Source organism: Enterococcus mundtii, from assembly GCF_003957375.1.
Classification (GTDB): Bacteria; Bacillota; Bacilli; order Lactobacillales; family Enterococcaceae; genus Enterococcus_B; species Enterococcus_B spodopteracolus.
This window is the reverse complement of the sequence record NZ_CP025473.1, coordinates 385,268-406,204: the sequence shown is the minus strand read 5'-3', so window position 1 is coordinate 406,204 and position 20,937 is coordinate 385,268. Positions and strand designations below refer to the sequence as shown.

General features: G+C 39.2%; 17 protein-coding genes, 1 pseudogene and 1 other annotated feature. Of the genes and pseudogenes, 4 read left to right on the top strand and 14 right to left on the bottom strand.

The genetic code is table 11. From position 1 onward, the window contains the following. Positions 1–222 precede the first annotated feature (222 nt). The 6 genes and pseudogenes from tyrP to dhaM all read right to left on the bottom strand — a co-directional run bounded on the left by tyrP (position 223) and on the right by dhaM (position 8,156). Entirely contained in the window at positions 223–1,641 is a 1,419-nt protein-coding gene (gene tyrP / locus CYK55_RS02270) for a tyrosine-tyramine antiporter (protein ID WP_034690097.1), read from the bottom strand. A gap of 240 nt (positions 1,642–1,881) precedes the next feature. After that, entirely contained in the window at positions 1,882–3,756 is a 1,875-nt protein-coding gene (gene tdc, locus CYK55_RS02265; protein ID WP_034690099.1) for a tyrosine decarboxylase, read from the bottom strand. A 290-nt stretch (positions 3,757–4,046) separates the two neighbouring features. After that, positions 4,047–5,303 (bottom strand): tyrosine--tRNA ligase, encoded by a 1,257-nt coding sequence (gene tyrS, locus CYK55_RS02260; RefSeq protein ID WP_034690101.1) that lies wholly within the window; start codon positions 5,301–5,303, stop codon positions 4,047–4,049. Between the two features lie 95 nt (positions 5,304–5,398). Next, positions 5,399–5,602: a binding site (T-box leader), on the bottom strand. Positions 5,603–6,155: 553 nt separating this feature from the next. Further along, positions 6,156–6,761: a dihydroxyacetone kinase subunit DhaL gene (gene dhaL, locus CYK55_RS02255; RefSeq protein ID WP_034690103.1), complete on the bottom strand. Its 606-nt coding sequence runs from the start codon at positions 6,759–6,761 to the stop codon at positions 6,156–6,158. A gap of 12 nt (positions 6,762–6,773) precedes the next feature. Next, a complete protein-coding gene (gene dhaK / locus CYK55_RS02250; RefSeq protein ID WP_034690104.1) occupies positions 6,774–7,757 on the bottom strand; it encodes a dihydroxyacetone kinase subunit DhaK in 984 nt (327 codons plus the stop codon). A gap of 1 nt (position 7,758) precedes the next feature. Then, positions 7,759–8,156 (bottom strand): annotated as a pseudogene (dhaM, locus tag CYK55_RS02245) (dihydroxyacetone kinase phosphoryl donor subunit DhaM). 194 nt (positions 8,157–8,350) lie between these two features. Between dhaM and CYK55_RS02240 the strand changes: the two are divergent. Next, a complete protein-coding gene (locus CYK55_RS02240) occupies positions 8,351–8,671 on the top strand; it encodes a heavy metal-binding domain-containing protein (protein WP_019722737.1) in 321 nt (106 codons plus the stop codon). Positions 8,672–8,747: 76 nt separating this feature from the next. On the opposite strand, the gene nagE is transcribed toward CYK55_RS02240, so the two are convergent. The 4 genes from nagE to CYK55_RS02220 form a co-directional block, all read right to left on the bottom strand. Further along, the gene (gene nagE, locus CYK55_RS02235) at positions 8,748–10,742 is read right to left on the bottom strand and encodes an N-acetylglucosamine-specific PTS transporter subunit IIBC (RefSeq protein ID WP_126133873.1); all 1,995 of its coding nucleotides are present in this window, start codon (positions 10,740–10,742) and stop codon (positions 8,748–8,750) included. 269 nt (positions 10,743–11,011) lie between these two features. Continuing rightward, a complete protein-coding gene (locus CYK55_RS02230) occupies positions 11,012–11,794 on the bottom strand; it encodes a hypothetical protein (protein ID WP_126133872.1) in 783 nt (260 codons plus the stop codon). A 240-nt stretch (positions 11,795–12,034) separates the two neighbouring features. Continuing rightward, on the bottom strand, positions 12,035–13,690 hold the full coding sequence (locus CYK55_RS02225; RefSeq protein WP_034690108.1) for an FAD-dependent oxidoreductase: 1,656 nt from the start codon (positions 13,688–13,690) through the stop codon (positions 12,035–12,037). Between the two features lie 3 nt (positions 13,691–13,693). Beyond that, on the bottom strand, positions 13,694–14,005 hold the full coding sequence (locus CYK55_RS02220; RefSeq protein ID WP_034690109.1) for a rhodanese-like domain-containing protein: 312 nt from the start codon (positions 14,003–14,005) through the stop codon (positions 13,694–13,696). Positions 14,006–14,175: 170 nt separating this feature from the next. Between CYK55_RS02220 and CYK55_RS02215 the strand changes: the two genes are divergently transcribed. Next, positions 14,176–14,436 carry a metal-sensitive transcriptional regulator gene (locus tag CYK55_RS02215; protein WP_010736403.1) on the top strand — a complete coding sequence of 87 codons (261 nt, stop codon included), beginning with the start codon at positions 14,176–14,178 and terminating at the stop codon, positions 14,434–14,436. A gap of 197 nt (positions 14,437–14,633) precedes the next feature. Here CYK55_RS02215 and CYK55_RS02210 read toward each other — a convergent pair whose 3' ends face one another. Beyond that, positions 14,634–15,449 (bottom strand): Cof-type HAD-IIB family hydrolase, encoded by an 816-nt coding sequence (locus CYK55_RS02210; RefSeq protein ID WP_034690111.1) that lies wholly within the window; start codon positions 15,447–15,449, stop codon positions 14,634–14,636. A gap of 73 nt (positions 15,450–15,522) precedes the next feature. Here CYK55_RS02210 and CYK55_RS02205 point away from each other — a divergent pair, with 73 nt between their 5' ends. Next, the gene (locus CYK55_RS02205) at positions 15,523–16,470 is read left to right on the top strand and encodes a LacI family DNA-binding transcriptional regulator (protein WP_034690119.1); all 948 of its coding nucleotides are present in this window, start codon (positions 15,523–15,525) and stop codon (positions 16,468–16,470) included. A 267-nt stretch (positions 16,471–16,737) separates the two neighbouring features. On the opposite strand, the gene CYK55_RS02200 is transcribed toward CYK55_RS02205, so the two are convergent. The 3 genes from CYK55_RS02200 to CYK55_RS02190 all read right to left on the bottom strand — a co-directional run bounded on the left by CYK55_RS02200 (position 16,738) and on the right by CYK55_RS02190 (position 20,072). Beyond that, entirely contained in the window at positions 16,738–17,109 is a 372-nt protein-coding gene (locus tag CYK55_RS02200) for a DUF7006 family protein (protein WP_126133871.1), read from the bottom strand. 371 nt (positions 17,110–17,480) lie between these two features. After that, positions 17,481–18,032 carry a CDP-alcohol phosphatidyltransferase family protein gene (locus CYK55_RS02195; RefSeq protein WP_034690115.1) on the bottom strand — a complete coding sequence of 184 codons (552 nt, stop codon included), beginning with the start codon at positions 18,030–18,032 and terminating at the stop codon, positions 17,481–17,483. 156 nt (positions 18,033–18,188) lie between these two features. Then, positions 18,189–20,072, bottom strand: a complete 1,884-nt coding sequence (locus tag CYK55_RS02190; protein WP_126133870.1) for an endonuclease MutS2 — start codon at positions 20,070–20,072, stop codon at positions 18,189–18,191. 419 nt (positions 20,073–20,491) lie between these two features. On the opposite strand from CYK55_RS02190, the gene CYK55_RS02185 reads away from it, so the two are divergent. Then, positions 20,492–20,869, top strand: a complete 378-nt coding sequence (locus CYK55_RS02185; RefSeq protein ID WP_034690118.1) for a DUF1093 domain-containing protein — start codon at positions 20,492–20,494, stop codon at positions 20,867–20,869. Positions 20,870–20,937: the final 68 nt, after the last annotated feature.

The window sequence follows — 20,937 nt, the reverse complement described above, 5'->3', positions numbered from 1 at the left end:
AAAAATCCCTTATAACGTGGGTAAATAGGTATGCGTTAACATGCCCCCTGTAGTCCGTTCAAAGCGGATGGCATCGATAGGAGCTTTAGAGCACGTCTACTTGGCCAAAAGTTGAGACGGCTCTATTTTTTTGCTCTTGATTTTTTAAGAAAAACAACACCTACGAAGAAAATAGTTCTTCATAGGTGTTGTTTTATATCCTCTAAGAGGGAGTTTCCCCCACTATTCTTTTAAGTCTGCTTCAACCTCAGTCAACCAGGTTGTTTTCTTCACGTGATTGATGATCAGCGGAATAACAAACATCACGATCGCGATGACCGCAACAAGCAATGCATCCGCTAACGTTGAAGTTCCTAACGTTGAAACAACAACGGCGATAATTGCCAACATCAGCATACAGCTAACCAGCCACGCAAAGCCATTTCCTTTTTTACCGATTCGATAAGGACGAGGCAATTCTGGATGGCTAGTTCTCATTTTCACTAAAGATATAGCAATCAACAGATAGACGATACAATAAATCACAGTGGTTGCATTCGTCAATGTAAGAAAGACCGCACTTACATCATCCATGACGCCATAAAGTAACGCAAAGAGGGAAATAACTACTGATTGCGTCAATACCACATTTCTTGAAACACCATATTCATTTTCTTTATGGAAGCCAAATTTTGGTGGTAAGAATCCTTCACGTGCTACTTGGATGATCGTTTTAGAAGGTCCAGTTACCCAAGCAGACAATTGTAGTAACACACCAATAAAGACCATAAAGCTGAAGATATTACCGATGAACGTTGGTAATCCTAAAATATCACAATAGATCAATACTGGTTGTGTGATGTTTGCCAATTCCATTGTTCCTTCTGGGACGACATTTGCAACAAACAAGGCATTGATGACATTCAATAACACTAGTCCGATCAATGCAATAAAGACCCCTTTAGTATAGTTCTTCGTTGCATCTTTCAAACGAGGCATATACACTGAGCTCATTTCGATTCCCACAAAAATAAATGTGATCCCTGCTAAATATTTCAATGAATCACTGTGTTGTAGATCAGGCAATGCTTTCGACCATGAAAAATCCCCCAGATAGCCATTTGAAACAAGTCCCACTTTGAAAAACGCTAAGATCCCCAAAATAAACATGATCACCACAGGAATATAAACGCCCAACCAAACACCAATATTCCCGCCAACTTTCGCCATGTCAAACTTCAAGTTGAGCAAGGTGATGATCCAGTAAATGACTAAGATACACCCTAAAACGAAATAGTGATTGTTGCCAAGAGCGGCGTTCCCAAACGTATTCCCTAATAATGGACCTAAGGTAGAAGCGACCATGACCATTCCTGGGAACATTTGCACCCAAAGTAACCATGCAACGACAAATCCCCATTTACTACCTAGAGCTGTTTTGACCCAAAGTTGTGGGCCTCCTTCTTGTGGCAGCATCGTTGATAATTCCCCAGAAATCATTGAAAGGGGTCCAGCAAAAAACAAGACGGCAAAAATCGTGTAAAAAATCAATGTCCAACCAACAGCTGACAATGTTGGGATACTACGAACAGTGGCACATAACGCCATGGTCAACCCAATGAATGTTCCTAGCCCCATTTTACTAACTTGAGCTTTACTCAATTTTGACACTCTCCTTATTCATAAATAAATAGGCGTGTCTTTGAAACTTTTCATTAACAGCAACTAAAAGCAAACGTATGGCCAACTTGTGCTTTGAGTATTCTTTGCTTGGATCATCAAGCTTCAAAGGCACGTCAACATGAATTATTCAATAAGAGAAAGGAGGCTCATTATTCGTTTTGAACGAGAAATGAGCGCCCATTCTACTTACTTTCTCTTCGTTCATAAAAAGATTTACATTTATTTTGTTTCGTTTGCCACTAACTGATCTGCATAGATTTTTTCTAGTTTGCTTTGAAGCGCTGCTTTGATTTTTTCTGCATATTCTTCAAAATGTTCTGCTTTATTCATATAAGGCGTCATGACACTGGCACGCAAGACTGTGACTTTTCCAGCACGTTCCCATTCTTCTTCTGTAAATCCTAATTGTTTTACAAATTGTAATGGGCTGTTGCCATAATCTGGAATTGCAAAGTCTGTATGGGATGTCAAGAATTCATTGCCATAGATGCTTCCTTTGACATAAGAAGAATAATCATATACATCATGATTCAATTGGTTCATTGCTACCAGATCATTATTGCCTTTTTCTTTGAATACGTAATCGACCATATTGAAATCCGGATAAGTCAATGGATGCACTTCGATTTCTTTATCCCCTACTTTGAAGGTTAAATTGTTCAAGAAGTGGAAGAAACGATGTGCGCCTTCAATTGATGCGCCCATCAATTTGCCATAACCAGTCACATTAAGCGGTAGTACATGATGTGCTGCCCAAACACTTGCGGCAGTTGCTCCAGCTTTTGATCCTTCTAGGATATAAGCACCAAGCAATGCTGGGATATCTGCACCTTTTTCAAATACGTACGTTGCAAAGTAAGAGATCACATCACGCATACGAATGTCTTTGATTACAATTCCCCCAGCAGAGTAAGGAACATAGCCCATTTTATGTGGATCGATCGTTACTGATTCTGCTTCTTCAATTGCTTGATACGCGCGATGTACTTCTTCTAAAAGATAATCTTTATTTTCTGTGAAGACATGATGTTTTGCGTGTACTTCTTTCAATTGGTCAAATGGGATGAATTCATTGTTTTCATCAAGGAAGATCGCACGTCCGTAACCACCGTAAGCAGCGTCGACGTGTAGATAGAAGTAAATGCCTTCTTTTTCTAGCTCCCGACGTAATGCAACGATTTTGTCGATTTCATCAATTGCTCCTTCTTCGGTAGAACCAACAACTCCTACAACGCCTAATACTGGGATTTGTTCAGCAGCCAACTCACGGATGATTGCTTCAAGTTCATTGATATCCATGCGATAATTATGATCAACAGGTACTGGGATGACTTGATCTAGACCGACACCAATAATATCTGCTGCCTTCAACCAAGAATAGTGTTTTGTTTGTGGGACTAACCATTTACCTAATTGTTGAAGATGTTTTCCACTGCGTGCAGAATGTGCTTTGATCTCATCGATTTTTTCTGGCACTTGATCTAACAGATCGATGATTTCCCGAGTTGAAAGATTCATTAATTCCCAATCTGTTTGACCTGAAACCAATTCAGGTGTCACTTCTTTCATCGCAAGGGGTAAAGATTTGATGTTACGGGCATACCAAAGACCTTCTAAATTTGCTAACGAGCCATCTGCCACGATATGGCCCCAGCCATTTTTGTACCCCATCAATGTAGCAAATTCCATTCCGACTTCTTCTTCCATTTGACTTGTTGCTGGAGAAGATTCATATGCGACGTTATTTCCATTCCATAACATCGCAAAATTATAGGCTAATAACGATGGCATCAATGTTTCAGAGTTCATATGACCCCAATAACGACCTGCATTATGCCATGGGACAGAGTGTGTGCGCATCCGCGTAGAGATTTCAGCTAACACATCTTTTGTTTTATTGATCGTGTGCGCAAAGCTTTCACTGCTTTTTTCTTCCGGCGTAATGATCGGCATATCTTGTGGCATATAATTTTGACGCCATCCTAAGTGTTCGTCCACTAATTCATTTAACAAAGCTTTATAGATTTGGCCATTCTCTGCTTTGTCTCCAATGAATAGTGCATTTAAATTTAAATCATTTACCTTTGATTCCATTTAGAAACCCTCCTAAAATAATTTTTTAAATTTTGTCGAGGCTTAGATTACACCTGTTTTTTATTTCTGTAAATATCACTTTTTCTATTTTTCTCATTTCATTTTAATGTTTTTAATTGTTTGAATTGTTGGTACAATTAATAAAAATTAAAAAAAGGAGGGAATTTACAAATGTAAATTCCCTCCTCATGATTGTATTAACGACAACCGACGTAACTATTAGGATAAGTTTCAAAAATTGGAATTTTGTAATGGAATAGACCTTTTACAAGGTAAAAAATTACTAAATTCTAATCAACTACTTTGGCCAAAAAGTAGCGTTTTTTCCCTTTTCTGATCACTACGAATTTACCATCAAATTCTGTAGCTGGATCAATGACAAAATTTAAATCGGTTACGCGATCACCGTTAATACTTATAGCTCCGTTCGACACATCTTCACGCGCTTGACGTTTTGATGGCTCGATTTTTGTGGAAACAAGTAGTTCCACGATATTTTCAGGGGTACTTGAAATCTCTACATTCGGCATGTTTCCAAAGCCTTGTTCGATTTCTGACGCATTTAGTTCTTTGATATTTCCAGAGAACAATGCAGCTGTGATTTTTTGCGCTTCTTGTAAGTCTTCTTCGCTGTGGACAAAACGTGTCACTTCTTCTGCTAAACGGCGTTGTGCTTCACGTTTTTCAGGTTCTGTCTCCACTTTTTTCGCTAATTCATTGATTTCTTCTTGTGATAAGAAAGTAAAGAATTTCAAGTATTTCACAACATCCCGATCATCTTGATTCAACCAGAATTGGTAGAATTCGTAAGGGGATGTTTTTTCAGGATCTAGCCAGATTGCCCCACCGGCAGTTTTTCCGAACTTTGTTCCATCTGCTTTTAGCATCAATGGAATCGTCAACCCAAAGGCTTCCGCTTCTGGTCCTTCCAATTTACGAATCAGATCTAAACCAGCAGTGATGTTTCCCCATTGGTCAGCTCCACCGATCTGTAATTGCACATCGTATGTTCTGTGTAAGTGCAAGAAGTCGATCGATTGCAAGATTTGGTAAGTAAATTCGGTAAATGAAATTCCGACTTCCAAACGACTTGCCACGATATCTTTTGCTAACATCGTATTGATGTTGAAATTCTTTCCGTAGTCTCTTAAAAATTCTAATAAAGAAATATTTGATAACCAGTCATAGTTGTTCACGAATGTGATGTTGGCATCTTTCCCAAACAGTTTACGCATTTGGTTCGTTAGTGCATCCACATTATGTTGGACTTGTTCCATCGTTTGTAAAACACGTTCACTTGTACGTCCACTTGGGTCACCGATCGTTCCAGTTCCTCCACCAATCAAGATGTATGGATGATGCCCTGCTAATTGGAATCTTTTCATCATCATAAACGGGATCAAATGCCCAATATGCATCGAATCTCCTGTTGGATCGACACCACAGTAAAGCGAGATACTCTTTTCTTCAACAAGCTCGCGAAGTCTTTCTTCGTTGGTTTGTTGGTTAATGGCATCACGCCAAGTTAATTCATCAATAATATTCATAACATTTCCCTCCATATCTTTTTTATGAAAGCAGGTCCCTGCCAGCATGTCATTTATTAACGGGCAGACAACAAAAAAATCCCTTGACAATCAAGTCAAGGGACGAAAATTCGCGGTACCACCCAAATTATATGCTTGTTTCCCAAACATATCTCTCTAACATTTAACGCTGTCGCGTGGCTTCATGCCATAGACTCCTAAAATGTAATTCGCGCTAAAGCATGTACTAGTTCACAGCAACCACTAGCTTTCTGAAACATTGGCTTTACCCACTACTTCGTTTTATTCATCGTCTAATTCCTTATTCATCTATCTCCTATCTTAGAACGCACTGTTTTTTTTGTCAACAAAAAAATTTTTCTTGATCATTCGAACGACAAAAAATAACGTCGCTTTTTAATCTTGAAATAGGCGGAAATTGATTGAATTGAAGAAGCCTTTATTGATTCCATCGCTAGAATATAGGGGCATTTACCGCTCGATTTGTTGAAAATGTTTTTCTTATTGCACGCATCTTGCATGTACCATTATTTTAATTACATAATTGTCGTTACGTTAATAATTCAAACAGCTGTTATATTGTTATAGGTATTAAAAATTATTTTAGAAAGAAGGAATAAAAAATAAAAAATGAAAGAACCATTTTCTATTTTTCTTTCTTATGCCTCTGTGCTGATCGCGCCTTTCACAACCTCTTGTAAACAGTGTTCCAGAAGCAATCCCTTCAGAAATAAGCCAAGAATCTCAAAAATTTGACGAACAATTTTCGAGTCTCTCGACTTATTTCTCGGAGCTAGATACTTCTGTCATAACCTCCTTTTCCCTAGGTTAGAAACTTTTTTCACCCACCTTTTATATTTCGTCGATTATTTCTAATAACGTAGTAAACAAGATGGCACTAGATGCCGCACCAGGATCAATATGTCCGATTGAACGTTCACCTAAATAAGAAGCACGTCCTTTTTTCGCGACTAATTCTGCTGTGTGTTCTTTTGCTTGCTCAATTACTTCTTTCGTCAGATTGCCTGCGGTTAGTGCTTCAGCTACAGGGAACCAAACATCTAACATGGTTTTATCTTCTTGTTCCGCTTTTCCTCTTGCTTGGATGCCGTTCGCTCCTTCACGGATGATCTCACCTAATTGTTCCTGTGAATCGATCTGCTCTACTCCTTTTGTCGCTTTCATCAAGTTCATAAACGCAGAACCGTAAAGAGGACCCGAAGCGCCTCCCACTTTAGAAATCATCGCCATAGAGAACATCTTGAACGTATCACTAATAGTGTCAGGTGCCCCCTGTTGAAAAGCTACTTCATAGGCTGTCACACCTCTTCCCATATTATTCCCATGATCCCCATCGCCAATGGGGGTATCTAAATCACTTAGATACGCTTTTTTCTCTTTGATCTCTTCAGCAAAGCGGTTAAGCCATGCTTGGATCTCTTTTACCGTCAACTTCATTTTCATCATCCTTTACCATGCTATCGTTTTTACGTGACTTGTTAAAGCAGCTTTCCAAGTGGTTTCTGTTAAGTCAACCATTGTTAATGATAGTCCTTGCATATCCAATGAAGTCATCAAATCACCGACTTTATGGAAAGTAACATCCACCTGTTCTTCACTCAATAACGCCAACACATCATTCATGAATACAAATTGTTCCATCAATGGTGTACCACCCATCCCATTCACTAAGACACCGACTTCTTTGGGTGTTTCAGTATACTCACTCAAAATTTTCATGACTAACTCTTTCGCTAATAATTTAGAGGGTTGCAGTTTTTCTCGACGATAACCTGGTTCGCCATGAATCCCTACGCCGTATTCGATCTCATCTTCATTTAGGTCAAAACCAGGCTTTCCTACTTCTGGGACAGTCGCAGCCCGTAATGCGACACCAATTGTTTTGGTCGCAGCAACTACTTGCTCTCCTAATTCCTTCAGTTGAGTCAAGCTCGCGCCATTTTTGGCAGCATCTCCTAAAATCTTATGAACAAGAATAGTCCCCGCTACGCCACGCTTCCCTGCCGTATACGTGCTATTTTCTACCGCGATATCATCATCGACCACTACTTCTTCGACGTCAATCCCATCCATAGCAGCTAACTCTTTTGCCATTTCAAAATTCAATATATCTCCAGTATAGTTTTTGACGATCAATAACACACCTTGACCTTGATCTGCTTCTTTGATCGCTAGTTGGATTTGATCAGGTGTCGGTGAGGTAAAAACATCCCCCAAGACTGCTGCACTTAACATACCATCTCCGACAAAACCTGCGTGAGCTGGTTCATGTCCACTACCACCTCCAGAAACTAACCCAACTTGTTCGTTCAACTGATTTTTCGCAATTACACGAGAAGCTTCTACACGATGTACTAGTTCTGGATAACTCTTTACGATCCCTTCTAGCATTTCTTCTACGATATCCCCAGGTTCATTCATGATTTTTTTCAATTTACATCCACCCTTTCTTCCCTGCTTGTCGTGCTTCTTCTATGATTTGTTCGATATTGTCGGTTGTTCCTGCTGTAATAGCAGCCGCAAAGGCTCCTTCTACTAAGGGGCATCCACCAAGTAGTAGTTTTTTTGTTGAGATTCCTCCAATAAATCTTTTGCCATTTCTGAATTCATCACTGCGCTACCAAGATCAGCAAAGACAAAATAAGCAGATGAATCGGCTGATTGATTGACAGCATCAACGATCTTCATCGGATCAGAACCCAGTTCTCCCTCTTCGATTCCGCCAAGTGATAATACTTCTACGTCATCAGTTTGTTGCATTTGTTCAATCATCTCTTTGATGCCGTCTGTGACCTTCTTACTATGAGAAAGCAATAAGATACTTTTCTTCAACGAATTCTCCTCCTTCAGTTCATCCCCCTTTTTTTGTAAGGGTTTTCTTAGCGCTATATTAAGTATATATCAACTCCTATGGGTAATGGAAATAATGCGATATAATGAACGATAGTTTTTTATTTACATGAAGATAAAGATAGGACGAAAAAGAGATATTTGCTATACTTTCCTTAAAGAAAGGAGTGATCAAAATGATCATTACAACAACCAATAGCGTAGAACATCAAGTCATTGAGTCTTATGAGGGAATTGTTTTTGGTGAAGTCATTACGGGAATCAACGTCTTAAAAGATTTGGGTGCAGGGATTCGTAACGTTTTTGGCGGACGCTCAAAAAGTTACGAAGGGGAATTATTGACAGCAAGAGAAGAAGCATTAGCTGAAATGGCACAACGCGCAGAAGCACTTGGCGCAAACGCAATCATCGGGATGAAGATGGATTATGAAGTCTTAGGTTCAGATAACGGGATGTTGATGGTCACTTGTAGCGGGACAGCTGTTCGATTGATTTAACAAAAACGAAACAAAAAAAACGAGTGAAGACCCGCCAAATTTGGGTCTCCACTTGTTTTTTTCACTCACATACGCTTCACAATGACTGGACTTGTCCAATCACCTCATTTGCCTCAACCATCGCTCTTTTTTCAATGGTTAGACTTTCAACTTTCTCACTATTTGTAAATACAACGATCATATCTGTTTGTTTGCCTGCTTTTTCTAGCATCGCTAAGTCAACAACTGCCAATAATTGACCTCGTTCCACTCGTTGTGCTTGTTTGACATAAAGAGTGAAGGGTTCTCCTTGTAGATCAACGGTGTTGATTCCCATATGCACCAACACTTCAAGCCCATTGTCTGTTTCGATCCCCAGCGCATGTTTTGTTGGAAATATACTAGTGATCGTTCCACTGATTGGTGTAAATATTTCCTTTGCTTCCGGCAAAACTGCATAGCCATCACCCATCATTTTTTCTGCAAAAACAGGATCACTGACTTCAGTGATCGGAATGATTTTACCGAGCGCCGGTGCATAAAGTTCAACTATTTGATTACTATTTTTAGCAACGGAAACTGGCTTATCTTGGCGAGAAATGGACGTAGCAGTCTCTTTCTCTACCTTACTACCTTGTTGGAGTTTCGTCATTTCGTCTACCACAAATTGGACCTGTGTACCTACAATGACTTGGATATTTGTTTGATCAATTACTTTTACCCCTGGGACGCCAGTTTGTTTAATCGCTTCTTGATTTACTTTTGCTGTGTCCTTTACCTGTAGGCGCAAACGTGTCGTACAATTATCAATTGCTTTTACATTTTCTTTTCCACCTAGTGCATCATAGATCACCGCAGCTAGTTGACTAAATTCATTAGTTCCCGTAGCAATATCAGGTGTCTCTTCGCCCATTTCTGTTTCTCTTCCTGGCGTCATCAAATTGAACTTGTTGATGGCAAAGCGAAAGCCAAAATAATAGATAGCTGCAAAAAATACTCCTTGAACAAGCAACATCAATGGTTGATTGGCGACTGGATTTTGCAACGACAAAAAGTAATCCACAAAACCAGCGCTAAAAGCAAAACCAGCTGTCCAATGGAAAAAGGCACTGATTGCTAATGAAATTCCTGTAAAAACGGCATGGATGACATACAACGGCCACGCCACAAACATAAATGAAAATTCTAATGGTTCAGTCACACCGGTAAAGAACGCAGCAAAACCAGCTGCTAGCATCAAGGAAGCGACTTGTTTTTTCTTTTCTGGACGTGCACTTTGATAAATAGCAAAGGCCCCAGCAGGTAAACCGAACATCATGACTGGGAAAAATCCAGCTTGATACATACCGGTTTGTCCAATCATTGCTTTTCCACTATCTAACGCTTGTTGTCCAGCTAAAAAGTTCCCAATATCATTGATACCTGCCACATCGAACCAAAAAACAGAATTCAATGCATGATGTAAGCCTGTTGGAATCAATAAACGATTGAAGAAACCGTATAGTCCTGCACCGACAAACCCTAATTGAGAAATCCCCTTCCCAAAGGAAACCAGTACATCATAAACAGTTGGCCAAATAAATAATAATATCGCAGAAATAACCAACATGCTCAAGGCAGACATGATTGGAACTAAGCGTTTCCCACTAAAAAAGGATAAGGCCATAGGTAATTTCACTTGGCTAAACCGATTATACATCGCAGCAGCGACTAATCCTGCCACAATTCCAACAAATACATTGTTATCCATTGTATTGAAAGCTGGATTAACTTCAGTGAGATCTCCCAGATGCAATAATCCTTGTACTGAATCAGCAGATAAAACAGTTTGAGGGATCAAGTAAGCGACCAGTCCTGCCAAAGCAGCTGCTCCATCTTTGTCTTTTGACATTCCCAATGCCAAACCCACCGCAAACAATAGGGCAAGATGGTTAAGAATCGCTAGCCCCGCATTCATTAAGAAGGTCGTCCCCGCATTACTGATGCCTACTCCTACGAACCAATTCGCAAGACCAACCAGTAATGAAGCCGCTGGTAAGACTGCTACTGGCAACATCAATGAGCGACCCATTCGTTGCATATATGCTTTCATTCTTTCCACTCCTATTTTCTCTCCGCTCGTGAAAGAGCGTTTATCGTTATTTTTGTAAATTTTCTAGAAAATATCTAAAAACAATAAAACGAGTATACCATTTATTCAAAAAAAGAGGAAGTGTTGATTAAATATATTTGAAAAACCAGCAAAAACAACGAAAAAGAACGGAAAAATCTATTATCCGATTATTTTTTCCAAAAAATAAATATAGACCAATAGTCAATCCATTGTTTTCAAACAACAAAAAAGAGTTTGAGATATCACTCTCAAACTCTTTTTTGATACACAGCACCGACAAAAACAACCAGCAAGCACAAGCTACCGATCACTGACAAATAAATTGACCGACGATCGTCCGTTTTTGGTAATGTCTTCGCGGGTTGTTCTTCCACTACTTTTGTTTCTGTTTCAGTAACTGTCCCCGCTTCTACCGACTGTTTTCCGGCGGAATGTAAGGTCGCCTTGATTCTTTCGATACTGGCAGACAAATCTGCTTTCCTTGCTTCGAAATCGGCCATTGCCGCTTGAGCTTCTGCTGCTTTTTCATGGATCTCCGTACGAGCTGCTTGAATATCTGCTTGTGTCTGATCCACTGACGCAACCGTAGACGTTGCTAAATCTTGCAATTCCGTTTGTACTTCGGTTGCCCGTTGGGTTGCAGATGCTATTTTTTGTTTGGCTAATTCGGCTTTTTCTCGCTCTTCAGCTACTTTATCAGCTAACTCATCGCGATCACTCGCTACTTGATTTGCTAAATCGTTCACTGTTTGATCGATTCCCCTTTGTTTTTCGATAAGTTGTTGTTTCGCTTGTTCCAACGTATCTTCCACTTCTTTACGTTGTTGCTCCAACTTCTCCCAGCGAGTCGAATCTGATGGATCAGTTTCGTTAAAAGGTGTATGTGACGACTTTAGCGGCTCCTGACTCTCCTGAATCTGTGACTCACTGGTTTCTGATGCTGGCTGACTTGAATCTGCCCGAACTGTCTGACAAAGAAAGAAACTGCTGGCGATCAGTGCAGCAAAAAGTACTTTTTTCATTTTGTGCATCTCTGCCATCCCCTTTCATTTTCACTAGTTGTTCATTATAGAAAAAAACTAAGGAATCGCCTATAAACAATTGACGTATTCTGTCTAGTTGTATCGATGAAAGGTTGGAGTGTTGTCATTCGTCAGCTCCTATCCTTCAAAAAAATAGCCTAAAAAAGCGCCCCAAGTTCTAAAAATAGAAAAACAATCATCCAAGCTTACTACTTCCCTTACAAAGCTCATCGGTTATACCCTCAAGTTCTACCCTTGAGGATAGCATAATTCATCTGGTCTGACGGCTTGGTACAGAGAAAAAGCGCCATCTAAATTTTTCACAGTGAATCCCGCTTGTTTTAAGATTCTTTCTGCTAAGTAGCTACGTAATCCACTATGACAACTGACGATATATTCTTGCTCTTTATCCAATTCACCCAATCGCTGACGTAATTCAGATAAAGGGATATGGCTAGCTTTTGGGAAATAACCTTTTTGCAATTCTTCCTTATTCCGAACATCAAGCAATTGTCTCCCTTGTGCTAATTCTTCTGGCAATTCATGCCACTGTATCATCTCACTCAATCCTTCGATGACATTCATCGCAATATAGCCTAGCATATTTACTGGATCTTTCGCTGAACCAAAAGGCGGTGCATAAGTCAATTCTAACTCTGGAAGGTCGAAGACTGTCAAATGCCCTTTAATGGCTGTCGCAAGAATATCGATTCGTTTATCTATCCCTTTTTTACCGATTCCTTGAGCTCCATAGATTTCCCCAGTTTCCGGATGGAAGATCAATTTCAACAACACGTCCGTTGCACCAGGGTAATAACCAGCATGATCTTTACCTGAAGCATGGAGGACTTGAAAAGATAAACCTGCTTTTTTTGCTTGTCGTTCAGTGATACCTGTGGAGGCAGCTGTCTGACCAAATGCTCGAACAATCGCCGTTCCAAGGCTGCCTTGATTCAGACGTGGTCGCCCGGCCATATTATCAGCAGCTTGTCGTCCTTGTCGATTCGCAGGCGAAGCTAAAGAAATCAATGCAGGTTCCTTCGTGATTTGATGTTTCACGACAATCGCATCTCCTACTGCAAAGATTGCCGGATCACTCGTTTGATAATGCTCATCCACAACGATGCCGCCACGTAATCCCAACGTTAAATCTGCCATCTCAGCTAAGCGACTATCTGGTTGGACCCCCACCGAAAGAATCGTCAAATCTGACTCTAACATTTCGCCATTTTCTAGAAGAAGCATGTTTCCTTGTTCTTCAAAACTAGTAACGGCACAATTTGTTAAAACTTGAACATCATTTTTTTCTAATTCTTTTTGTACAAAAGAAGCCATCTCTTCATCCAACGTCGGTACGACTTGCGGAGTCCGTTCGACGATCGTTACATCCAGTCCACGTTTTTTTAGATTTTCTGCTACTTCGATACCAATAAAACCTGCGCCAATAACTACTGCTTTACGAGGTTGTTCCTCTAATTTTTCCATGATAGCATCAACATCTGGAACATTTCTCACAGTAAATACATTTTTCGCCTCAGACAAGCCTGTGATCTCAGGTATAAATGGTGTAGCTCCTGGAGAAAGCAAAAGGGCATCATACGATTCTTTGTGGGATCCCCCTCCATGAGAAACTTCCACTTCTTTTGTTTCTGGAAAAATCGCTGTGACTTCATGCTCCACTCGAACGTCCAAACGAAAGCGTGCAGCTAAACTTTCAGGTGTTTGGATCAAGAGCTTTTCTCTTTCATCGATTTCACCAGAAAGATAGTAAGGAAGGCCACAATTAGCAAAAGAAACATTGGGCCCTTTTTCAAAAACAACGATTTCTGCATCTTCTTGGAGTCGTCTTAAACGAGTGGCCGCGGACATCCCTCCAGCAACACCGCCAATTATCACAAATTTCATTTTTTATCTTCCTCCAATCTTTTCCCCAAACCATTGATTCATCCCGCCACGAATATTGATTGCCTGATAACCAAGATTTTTTAATTCTTTCGTCGCTTGCTTACTACGCATTCCTGACTGACAAATAACGTATACTGGTGCTTGTTTATCTCCATTATAAGTACTAATACGGTGTAAAGGAATATTTTCCGCTTGCTTAATATGCCCACCTCGGTATTCAGTCGGTGTTCTAACATCGATCAATTGGATGTTTTCTTTTAATTTATCTTGCAAATCCTTTACTGTTATTGATTGACTAAGTTGAAATAATCCCATTTTCATTCTCTCCTCTTTTTTTAAAAAATATACCTACTTGGGTATATTCAACACGATAAATACGATTATGTCAACCATTAAAACTTTTAATTTCAGAAAGTTGCAGTTTTCATTTGCAAATAATACCTTTATAGGGTATTATTTGCAAAAAAAGAGTGGGAGGTTCTACGATGACTATTGACAACAAAACAATTCTAAATCGCTTGAGACGTACAGAAGGACAAATTCGTGGTATCCAAAAAATGATTGACGAGGAAAAAGAGTGCATGGATATCATTACACAATTAAGCGCTGTTCGTTCGAGTATTGATCGTGTCATGGGGATGATCGTTGCCGAAAATTTAAAAAACTGCTTGGAGCATCCAGAGAACAGTGTGGAGGAACAAGCAAAAAAAATGGAACAAGCCATCAATATGATCATCAAAAAATAAACACAGAACTTAAAAAATCAGTACCACAAGTTTCTGGAACAGTAACCCTCTTGCACCGACTAAAACCGAATCAACGGCAGGAACAAAAGTAACCTCTTCAAAAAATAAGGCGTCATCCACAAAAATTAAAAAAACAATTTCCGTGGATGACGCCTTATTTCTTATAGCTCAATATTTTGTTAATCGCTATCACTAAGTTACGTATATTTCCCTTCTACAATTGCTTGGATCGTATCGAGTACAGCCTCTGTATTATTTGATCCTATAATCGTCGTAGCTGCTTCTTTGATCTTGGGCTGTCCATTTTCCATAGCAAAACTGTGCTTGATCTGTTGGATCATTTCAAAGTCATTCCCGCTATCGCCAAACGTAGCAATCTCGTCCTCGTTGATTCCCCATTTTTTGCCTAATAAGCGTAATCCGTTTAGTTTGTGGACACCAGGGATGATCAAATCGATATCTCCATGACCACTAGAGACCGGTATCAATCCCTCCCCTAAAGAATTCTTTAAGGCAGTTAGTTTTTCTACTGCTTCTTGCTCATCGAAGGATAAAGCAAACTTGAAAATCGTATCTTCTCCCTTAGCTAACGTATATAGATCTTCTACCTTTTCAAGCTTAGGGTAGTAAAAACTTGCACGTTCAAACAACTCCTTAGAAACCGTGTTAGAGAGATAGGCACTCTGTTTCCCACATAAGATCAAGTTCATTGGCGCTAACTCTTCCAATACATCTAATGTCTGAACGATTTTTTCAGGAGGTAATTCTGCATTGTACACATGGTCTTCGCCAATTAAAATATTTGCCCCATTTTCTGCTACGAATGCTATACTTTTATAAAGATCCGGGAAGAATGAACGCAACTGGAAATATTGATTTCCACTTGCTACAACAAACTTTATTTCTTTTTCCTGTAGTAAGTCAAAAAGTTTCTTAAAACGTTCTTCATTGTATTTCTTTTGATCATTCAAAAATGTACCATCCATATCTACAGCGATCATTTTGATTGTCATTCCATTACCACCTTTCAGAAAAAGTATACCTACTGGGACGCGTCCCAAGTCAAGAGAAAAGGAGGGAAATCCCATCGTTACGATTCGAGAAATCGCAAAAATGTCAGGAGTATCCAAATCTACCGTTTCCAGAGTGATAAATAACGACCGTTACGTGTCCGATGATTTACGAAGAAAAGTCCAATCCGTTATTGAAGAGACGAACTATGTGGTGAACGGCAATGCTGTAAAATTGAGTAAAGGAGAAACCTATACTTTAGGTGTGACCTTGCCTAACAACAGTTCTTGTTATAATCAATTGGTGGATAGTATCTTGTATCAGGCAAAAAGTAAAGGGTATCAAGTATTATTACTCCCTACTTATTACGAAAAGGAGACGGAGAGGCACTATTACACACTACTAGAGCAAAAAATGATCGACGGTCTTATTCTGACGTCACGAACAAAAAATGATGAACTACTTGAACCTCTTCGCTTCAAAGGAAAAATCGTCTCAACTGAAAAGATGGACAATGACGACCTTGCCATGATTTATCCAGATCGAAAAAAAGCGTATGATCAATTGTTTCTTACCCTGCATACCCGTGGGATTTCCAGGGTCATCTTTACTACTAAACGCAGTGCTTCACAAAGCCAGACTACCAAAAACAAATTAACTGCTTATGAAACGTATTTTGGAAAAGCGATTGAAGGAAAAAACTATTTCACTGGTATCGAAACCTATGCAGATGGCTATGCGTTCGCAATAGAGATTACAACTCACGCCTCTATTCCAGAGTTAATCTATGTCAATGGCGATGATACAGCAGCCGGTGTAATTTCAGGAATGAAACAGGCAGGATTCATTCATAAAAAAGATTTCACCATCATAGGTGAAGGAAATCTACCATATAGTGAGATATTAGCCTTTTCAACTATTGATTTCTCCCCTAAAAAAATCGGCGCCTCCGCAGTAGATTTTCTCTTATCCCAGACTGACAGGATCGTGCAAGCAGAAGATCCAGTAATTATTTGGCGCTAATGTGAAGTAGCTCCTGGAGAAATAAGCGTGAGACCTCAAAAATTCCAAGAGAAATTTTCTGGGTTTCACGCTTATTTCTCAGAGCTGAACACTTAGGTCACAGCTTTTTTTGTATATTAAAATCCAATCCATTATAGAATACATGATAATTGTCACAAGAATAGGACAAAAGAGATGTTCTACTAGATAAACAGTCGCTGATCATGTGTATTAAAAACTATGTCGAATCTTTTCCCTTGATAGAAAAATAGCTGTAAACTTGACTGGCTATTTTTCACTCAGATAGATCAATCCGCGTGGAATAGGATCTTTCTTCGTTAACCCTATCCGTTCTCTATAAAAAGAGAAGCTATCTCTCTTGATCATTTCAATGATTTTCTCTTCATTCATTTCTAATTTCAACGATTCGATACATTCCGCCATTTCGTAAAGTATCTGTAGCTGTGCATCGATCCCTAACAGCTCTTGTAATTGCTCAAACACAGGACCGTCCTTTTGAGAGACGACCTCTAAAAAACGATGATGAAGTTCTTTGTAAAAAGAAGCTAAAAGTGGATAGTTGATGGAAAAACAGTTTTCCATGAATTCTCCATAATGTTTTAAGTATTCTTCACTAGATTGAATATTTGATAGATTCATAAATTACCTCTCCTTCTGATGATTGATAGTAAAACCTAAAATATGTACTTGCGACTGATTGAATCGACCTTATTTTTTTTGTGAACTATCTGCTTCTCGAATAGATTATAATAAAATCATATAGGCTTCTCTGTGTAATTTCAACTTCACATATTGCCTAACTCCTTGAAATATTTACTCTTGAATCATTACTACGTCTATGCTTCGGCATATTACCAGCTATTTTTTTCATTAAGTTGATTTTATTCTTAAACTAAAAAAAATCAATCTCAGCCAGTTTTGACTTCGATTGATTTTCGATAAATTCTTCACTTAAATTGCCACGGTGCTCTTCTCATTCGCTGTTACAACAATAAGATACACCAAACTACCTAGCGCTTTAGTAGTTTATGATACTCCAAAGCATATAAAACAAAGGACTGAGCCAAACTGTAGGTAATGATTGCAAATATGACCATGACCCATCCTTCAGGAATCGCCGGGAAAAGTAACAGCAAGATCATCCCTACATAAATCACAGCTGTCGCCCATTTACCATACCACTTTGCTCCATCTAATTTGACCTGTTTACGCAAAGCAACGATCCCAGCAATCAGCATAAATGCTTCTTTCACAATAAATAAAACTAAAACGAGCCAGATATACGGACGTTCCCATGCCATGGAGATGATCAAGACCAATTGGGTCAACTTATCACCGATTGGATCAAGAACTTTTCCAAGTTCTGTGATCTGATTGAATCTTCGGGCGATGTATCCATCTAAAAAGTCTGTGACTCCTGAAAAGAGGATGATCGATCCAGCCAGATAGAAAGCTTGCTTACTCATAAAATACAAATAAAAAGGCAATAAAAGAATTCTTATAATCGATAGTAGATTCGGAATCGTGCGAATTTCTTTTCGCCAATCAGATGCTCCATTCATTACTTAACAACTCCCAAAATGTCATTTCATCTATTTTACCGTACTTTCCACGTGTAACCAATTAATTGTCGGTTTTTTATTGCGAGCTCTTCCAATCCTTCGTATGCCATTGTGAATCTGTTATTATTTTTTTTCGGAGTTTTCATTTCGCGCAGCCTAACGCTGACGGGTTTCTTTTAATAATTTTTTGTGGGCTTTTTTTGAACCACGTTCGATATCTCGCTCCCATTTTCTCGTTTTAAAATCTGTAAATAGATGATCGATCTCATAGCCTACAGGATAAAGTTCTTCTGCTCTCATTTTTAAAAGGAGACGCTGGCGAAGGACCGTTTCTTTGTGGTTATCGACAAAAATCACGATCGTTTCTTCGCCAGTATCTTCAAAGACTAATGCTTCTTTTTTGTATTGGGTGGCATATACCCGATCCCCTTTTGAAAATAAAACCTTTTCTTCGTTCTTGACTTCTTGCTTCTTCACCTGTTGTTTGAATAGGCGTTTTTCCCTTGAATAGTCTTTCGTAGAAAGATACTGCTGAGCTTGTTGGATCAAGTCCTCTGACATTTGCATTTTTTTAGCGATCCACAATGCTTGGCTTTCCCCTGTTTTCCCTACCTGTAATTGATACTTTGGTTGTAAGGCTTCTCGGTCAAAAGCCATTGCTGCCGGCACAAAATCTTCATGTCGTTCCGCAAACTCTTTGATTTCGCCGTAATGGGTCGTTGCAACCATCAGCGCACCTTTCTCGTAAATCGCAGACATGATCGCGATTGCTAAAGCTGCCCCTTCCGTTGGTTCTGTTCCACTACCGATCTCATCAAGTAAAACTAGGGTATTCCTACCCACTTTATTCAAAATCTGTGCGATATTTTGCATATGTCCAGAAAAAGTACTCAATGCATTCGCTAAATCTTGTTGGTCGCCGACATCGACAAAGACTTCGTCGAATACGGCAAGCTCTGTTCCATCTTTTGCTGGTACTTGCAGACCAAACATTGCCATCAACGTCAGCAATCCGACTGTTTTCAAAACAACTGTTTTCCCACCAGCATTTGCACCTGTGATCACTAAACCACGATATTCTGCACCCAAATCAAAATCTAAGGGAACAGCTTTTTCTGATAACAGTGGATGTCTCGCTTGTTTCAGATGGATGCGTTCTGATTTATTGATGATAGGTGTGATGCCATTGATCTCTCTACTGTATTTTCCACGTGCGAAAATAATATCAAAAACGGTGACCGTCTCGATGATTTGATCGATTGCCTGTTCATTTTCAGCTAATGCGCCAGTCAAGCTAGCTAGAATTTGATATTCTTCAGCAATTTCTTCTGCTTTCAATAATTGATGTTGTACGCTTGCTTTAGCGACTACTGTTGGTTCGATAAATACCGTCGTGCCTTTATTCGACTGTTCAATGATCGTTCCGGCTACTTTATTTTTATAACTCGCTTTGATTGGGATCGTTGCGTGTTCCCCTTTTTGGACGATCATCGCTTCTTGGATCATTTCTTTATTCCCAGGATGTCGCAAAAATTTTAACAAACGATCTTGGATTTCTTTTTCTACCGTTTGGATTTGTTTGCGTACTTTACGTAGATTTCTCGATGCTTCATCTGCGACTTGTTGGTTCTTGATTTGTTCATAAACTAAGTCCTCTATCGATTGAAGATCCGGTAGATTTTTACTGTACGCATACAGTAATGGCGTTTGATATTGGTTTTTTTCAAAAAAGCGAGTGATCATTCGACTGCTTCTTAAAAAATCGGCGTATTCAATCAATTCAGCGGGGCTTAATATCAAACCTTTTTTCACTTGGTCAGTTAATGCCACAATTCGTGTCAGCCCCATAAAGGGCACGTGCTGGCTACTTTCTAAAATCGTACGGGCTTCTTTCGTTTCTGTTTGTCTTGTTTCTACGGTCTGAAGATTTGTCGGGATTGACATTTCTGCCAGACGTTCTTTCGTGTGATCTCCGATTGCTCGGGCAACCACTTCTTTTCTAATTTGTTCAAATTGTAATTGTTTGATTGTATGATTCATATTCTCTCCTTTTCTTGAAGAGATACCTGTCCCCAAAATAAATAAAGACCTAAACTAAAATAGAATAAAAGGGCAGGACACAGCTAAAATAAGACATGTCCTCCCCTTGATTTGATTACAAGAAATGTTTCAGACAGGTACCATCTATAAGCACACCAAATAAGCCTACTGCTTTATTGGTTATTCAACTTACTCGATTAGATACCTACTACACTCATCAAAATACCTCGTTCATCTAGGTTTTATTTATTTTTCCTTTTTACTATAGCAAGCGGTTGTCAGAATGTCAAACAGATACTGAACGAGTCTGAATGGCATTATTTTAATAATATTTCAAAATTGTCACGTTTTTCGATTTTCAAACACTTTATCAATCGGCGATAATTGGATATATCAAGAATCATAAAAGGATGGATATGATGAAAAAATTGATTGGAACAATTGCTCTCTTATTGTTGTTATTTGGTGGTTACAAAGGTTATCAATATTATGATCAAACCTACAACAGCCAGGTTGCCTATGCAAAAGTACCAGAAACAGTACCACCATTAACTGATGCGTTGAGTTCTAGCGGAGAGAAAATGTGGAATTGGAAAGCATATGACTATGAATTGACCTTTGTCACTAAAGATGGCAAAACGGTCAAATTGCCTTATACAATCGCCTCAGAAAATCCAACACCATTAGAACCAAATAGTTTTGTCAAAGCAGAGGTCAGCCAAAAACGAGTAACCTCTGGACCAACAACGATTAATGAAAAGCAAGTACCAAAAAATGTTTTAACTATGTTGTATTAATAAAAAAACAACTGCGATCTACGCTTTAACAGCGTTTCGCAGTTGTTTTTTTATGTATCGCCCACGTC

What these genes read in the sequence shown, in the direction of transcription:
- tdc (WP_034690099.1), bottom strand. Translation starts at nt 3,756, where the DNA reads ATGGAATCAAAGGTAAATGATTTAAATTTAAATGCACTATTCATTGGA.
- tyrS (WP_034690101.1), bottom strand. Translation starts at nt 5,303, where the DNA reads ATGAATATTATTGATGAATTAACTTGGCGTGATGCCATTAACCAACAA.
- dhaL (WP_034690103.1), bottom strand. Translation starts at nt 6,761, where the DNA reads ATGAAGTTGACGGTAAAAGAGATCCAAGCATGGCTTAACCGCTTTGCT.
- CYK55_RS02240 (WP_019722737.1), top strand. Translation starts at nt 8,351, where the DNA reads ATGATCATTACAACAACCAATAGCGTAGAACATCAAGTCATTGAGTCT.
- nagE (WP_126133873.1), bottom strand. Translation starts at nt 10,742, where the DNA reads ATGAAAGCATATATGCAACGAATGGGTCGCTCATTGATGTTGCCAGTA.
- CYK55_RS02230 (WP_126133872.1), bottom strand. Translation starts at nt 11,794, where the DNA reads ATGCACAAAATGAAAAAAGTACTTTTTGCTGCACTGATCGCCAGCAGT.
- CYK55_RS02225 (WP_034690108.1), bottom strand. Translation starts at nt 13,690, where the DNA reads ATGAAATTTGTGATAATTGGCGGTGTTGCTGGAGGGATGTCCGCGGCC.
- CYK55_RS02220 (WP_034690109.1), bottom strand. Translation starts at nt 14,005, where the DNA reads ATGGGATTATTTCAACTTAGTCAATCAATAACAGTAAAGGATTTGCAA.
- CYK55_RS02215 (WP_010736403.1), top strand. Translation starts at nt 14,176, where the DNA reads ATGACTATTGACAACAAAACAATTCTAAATCGCTTGAGACGTACAGAA.
- CYK55_RS02210 (WP_034690111.1), bottom strand. Translation starts at nt 15,449, where the DNA reads ATGACAATCAAAATGATCGCTGTAGATATGGATGGTACATTTTTGAAT.
- CYK55_RS02200 (WP_126133871.1), bottom strand. Translation starts at nt 17,109, where the DNA reads ATGAATCTATCAAATATTCAATCTAGTGAAGAATACTTAAAACATTAT.
- CYK55_RS02195 (WP_034690115.1), bottom strand. Translation starts at nt 18,032, where the DNA reads ATGAATGGAGCATCTGATTGGCGAAAAGAAATTCGCACGATTCCGAAT.
- CYK55_RS02190 (WP_126133870.1), bottom strand. Translation starts at nt 20,072, where the DNA reads ATGAATCATACAATCAAACAATTACAATTTGAACAAATTAGAAAAGAA.
- CYK55_RS02185 (WP_034690118.1), top strand. Translation starts at nt 20,492, where the DNA reads ATGAAAAAATTGATTGGAACAATTGCTCTCTTATTGTTGTTATTTGGT.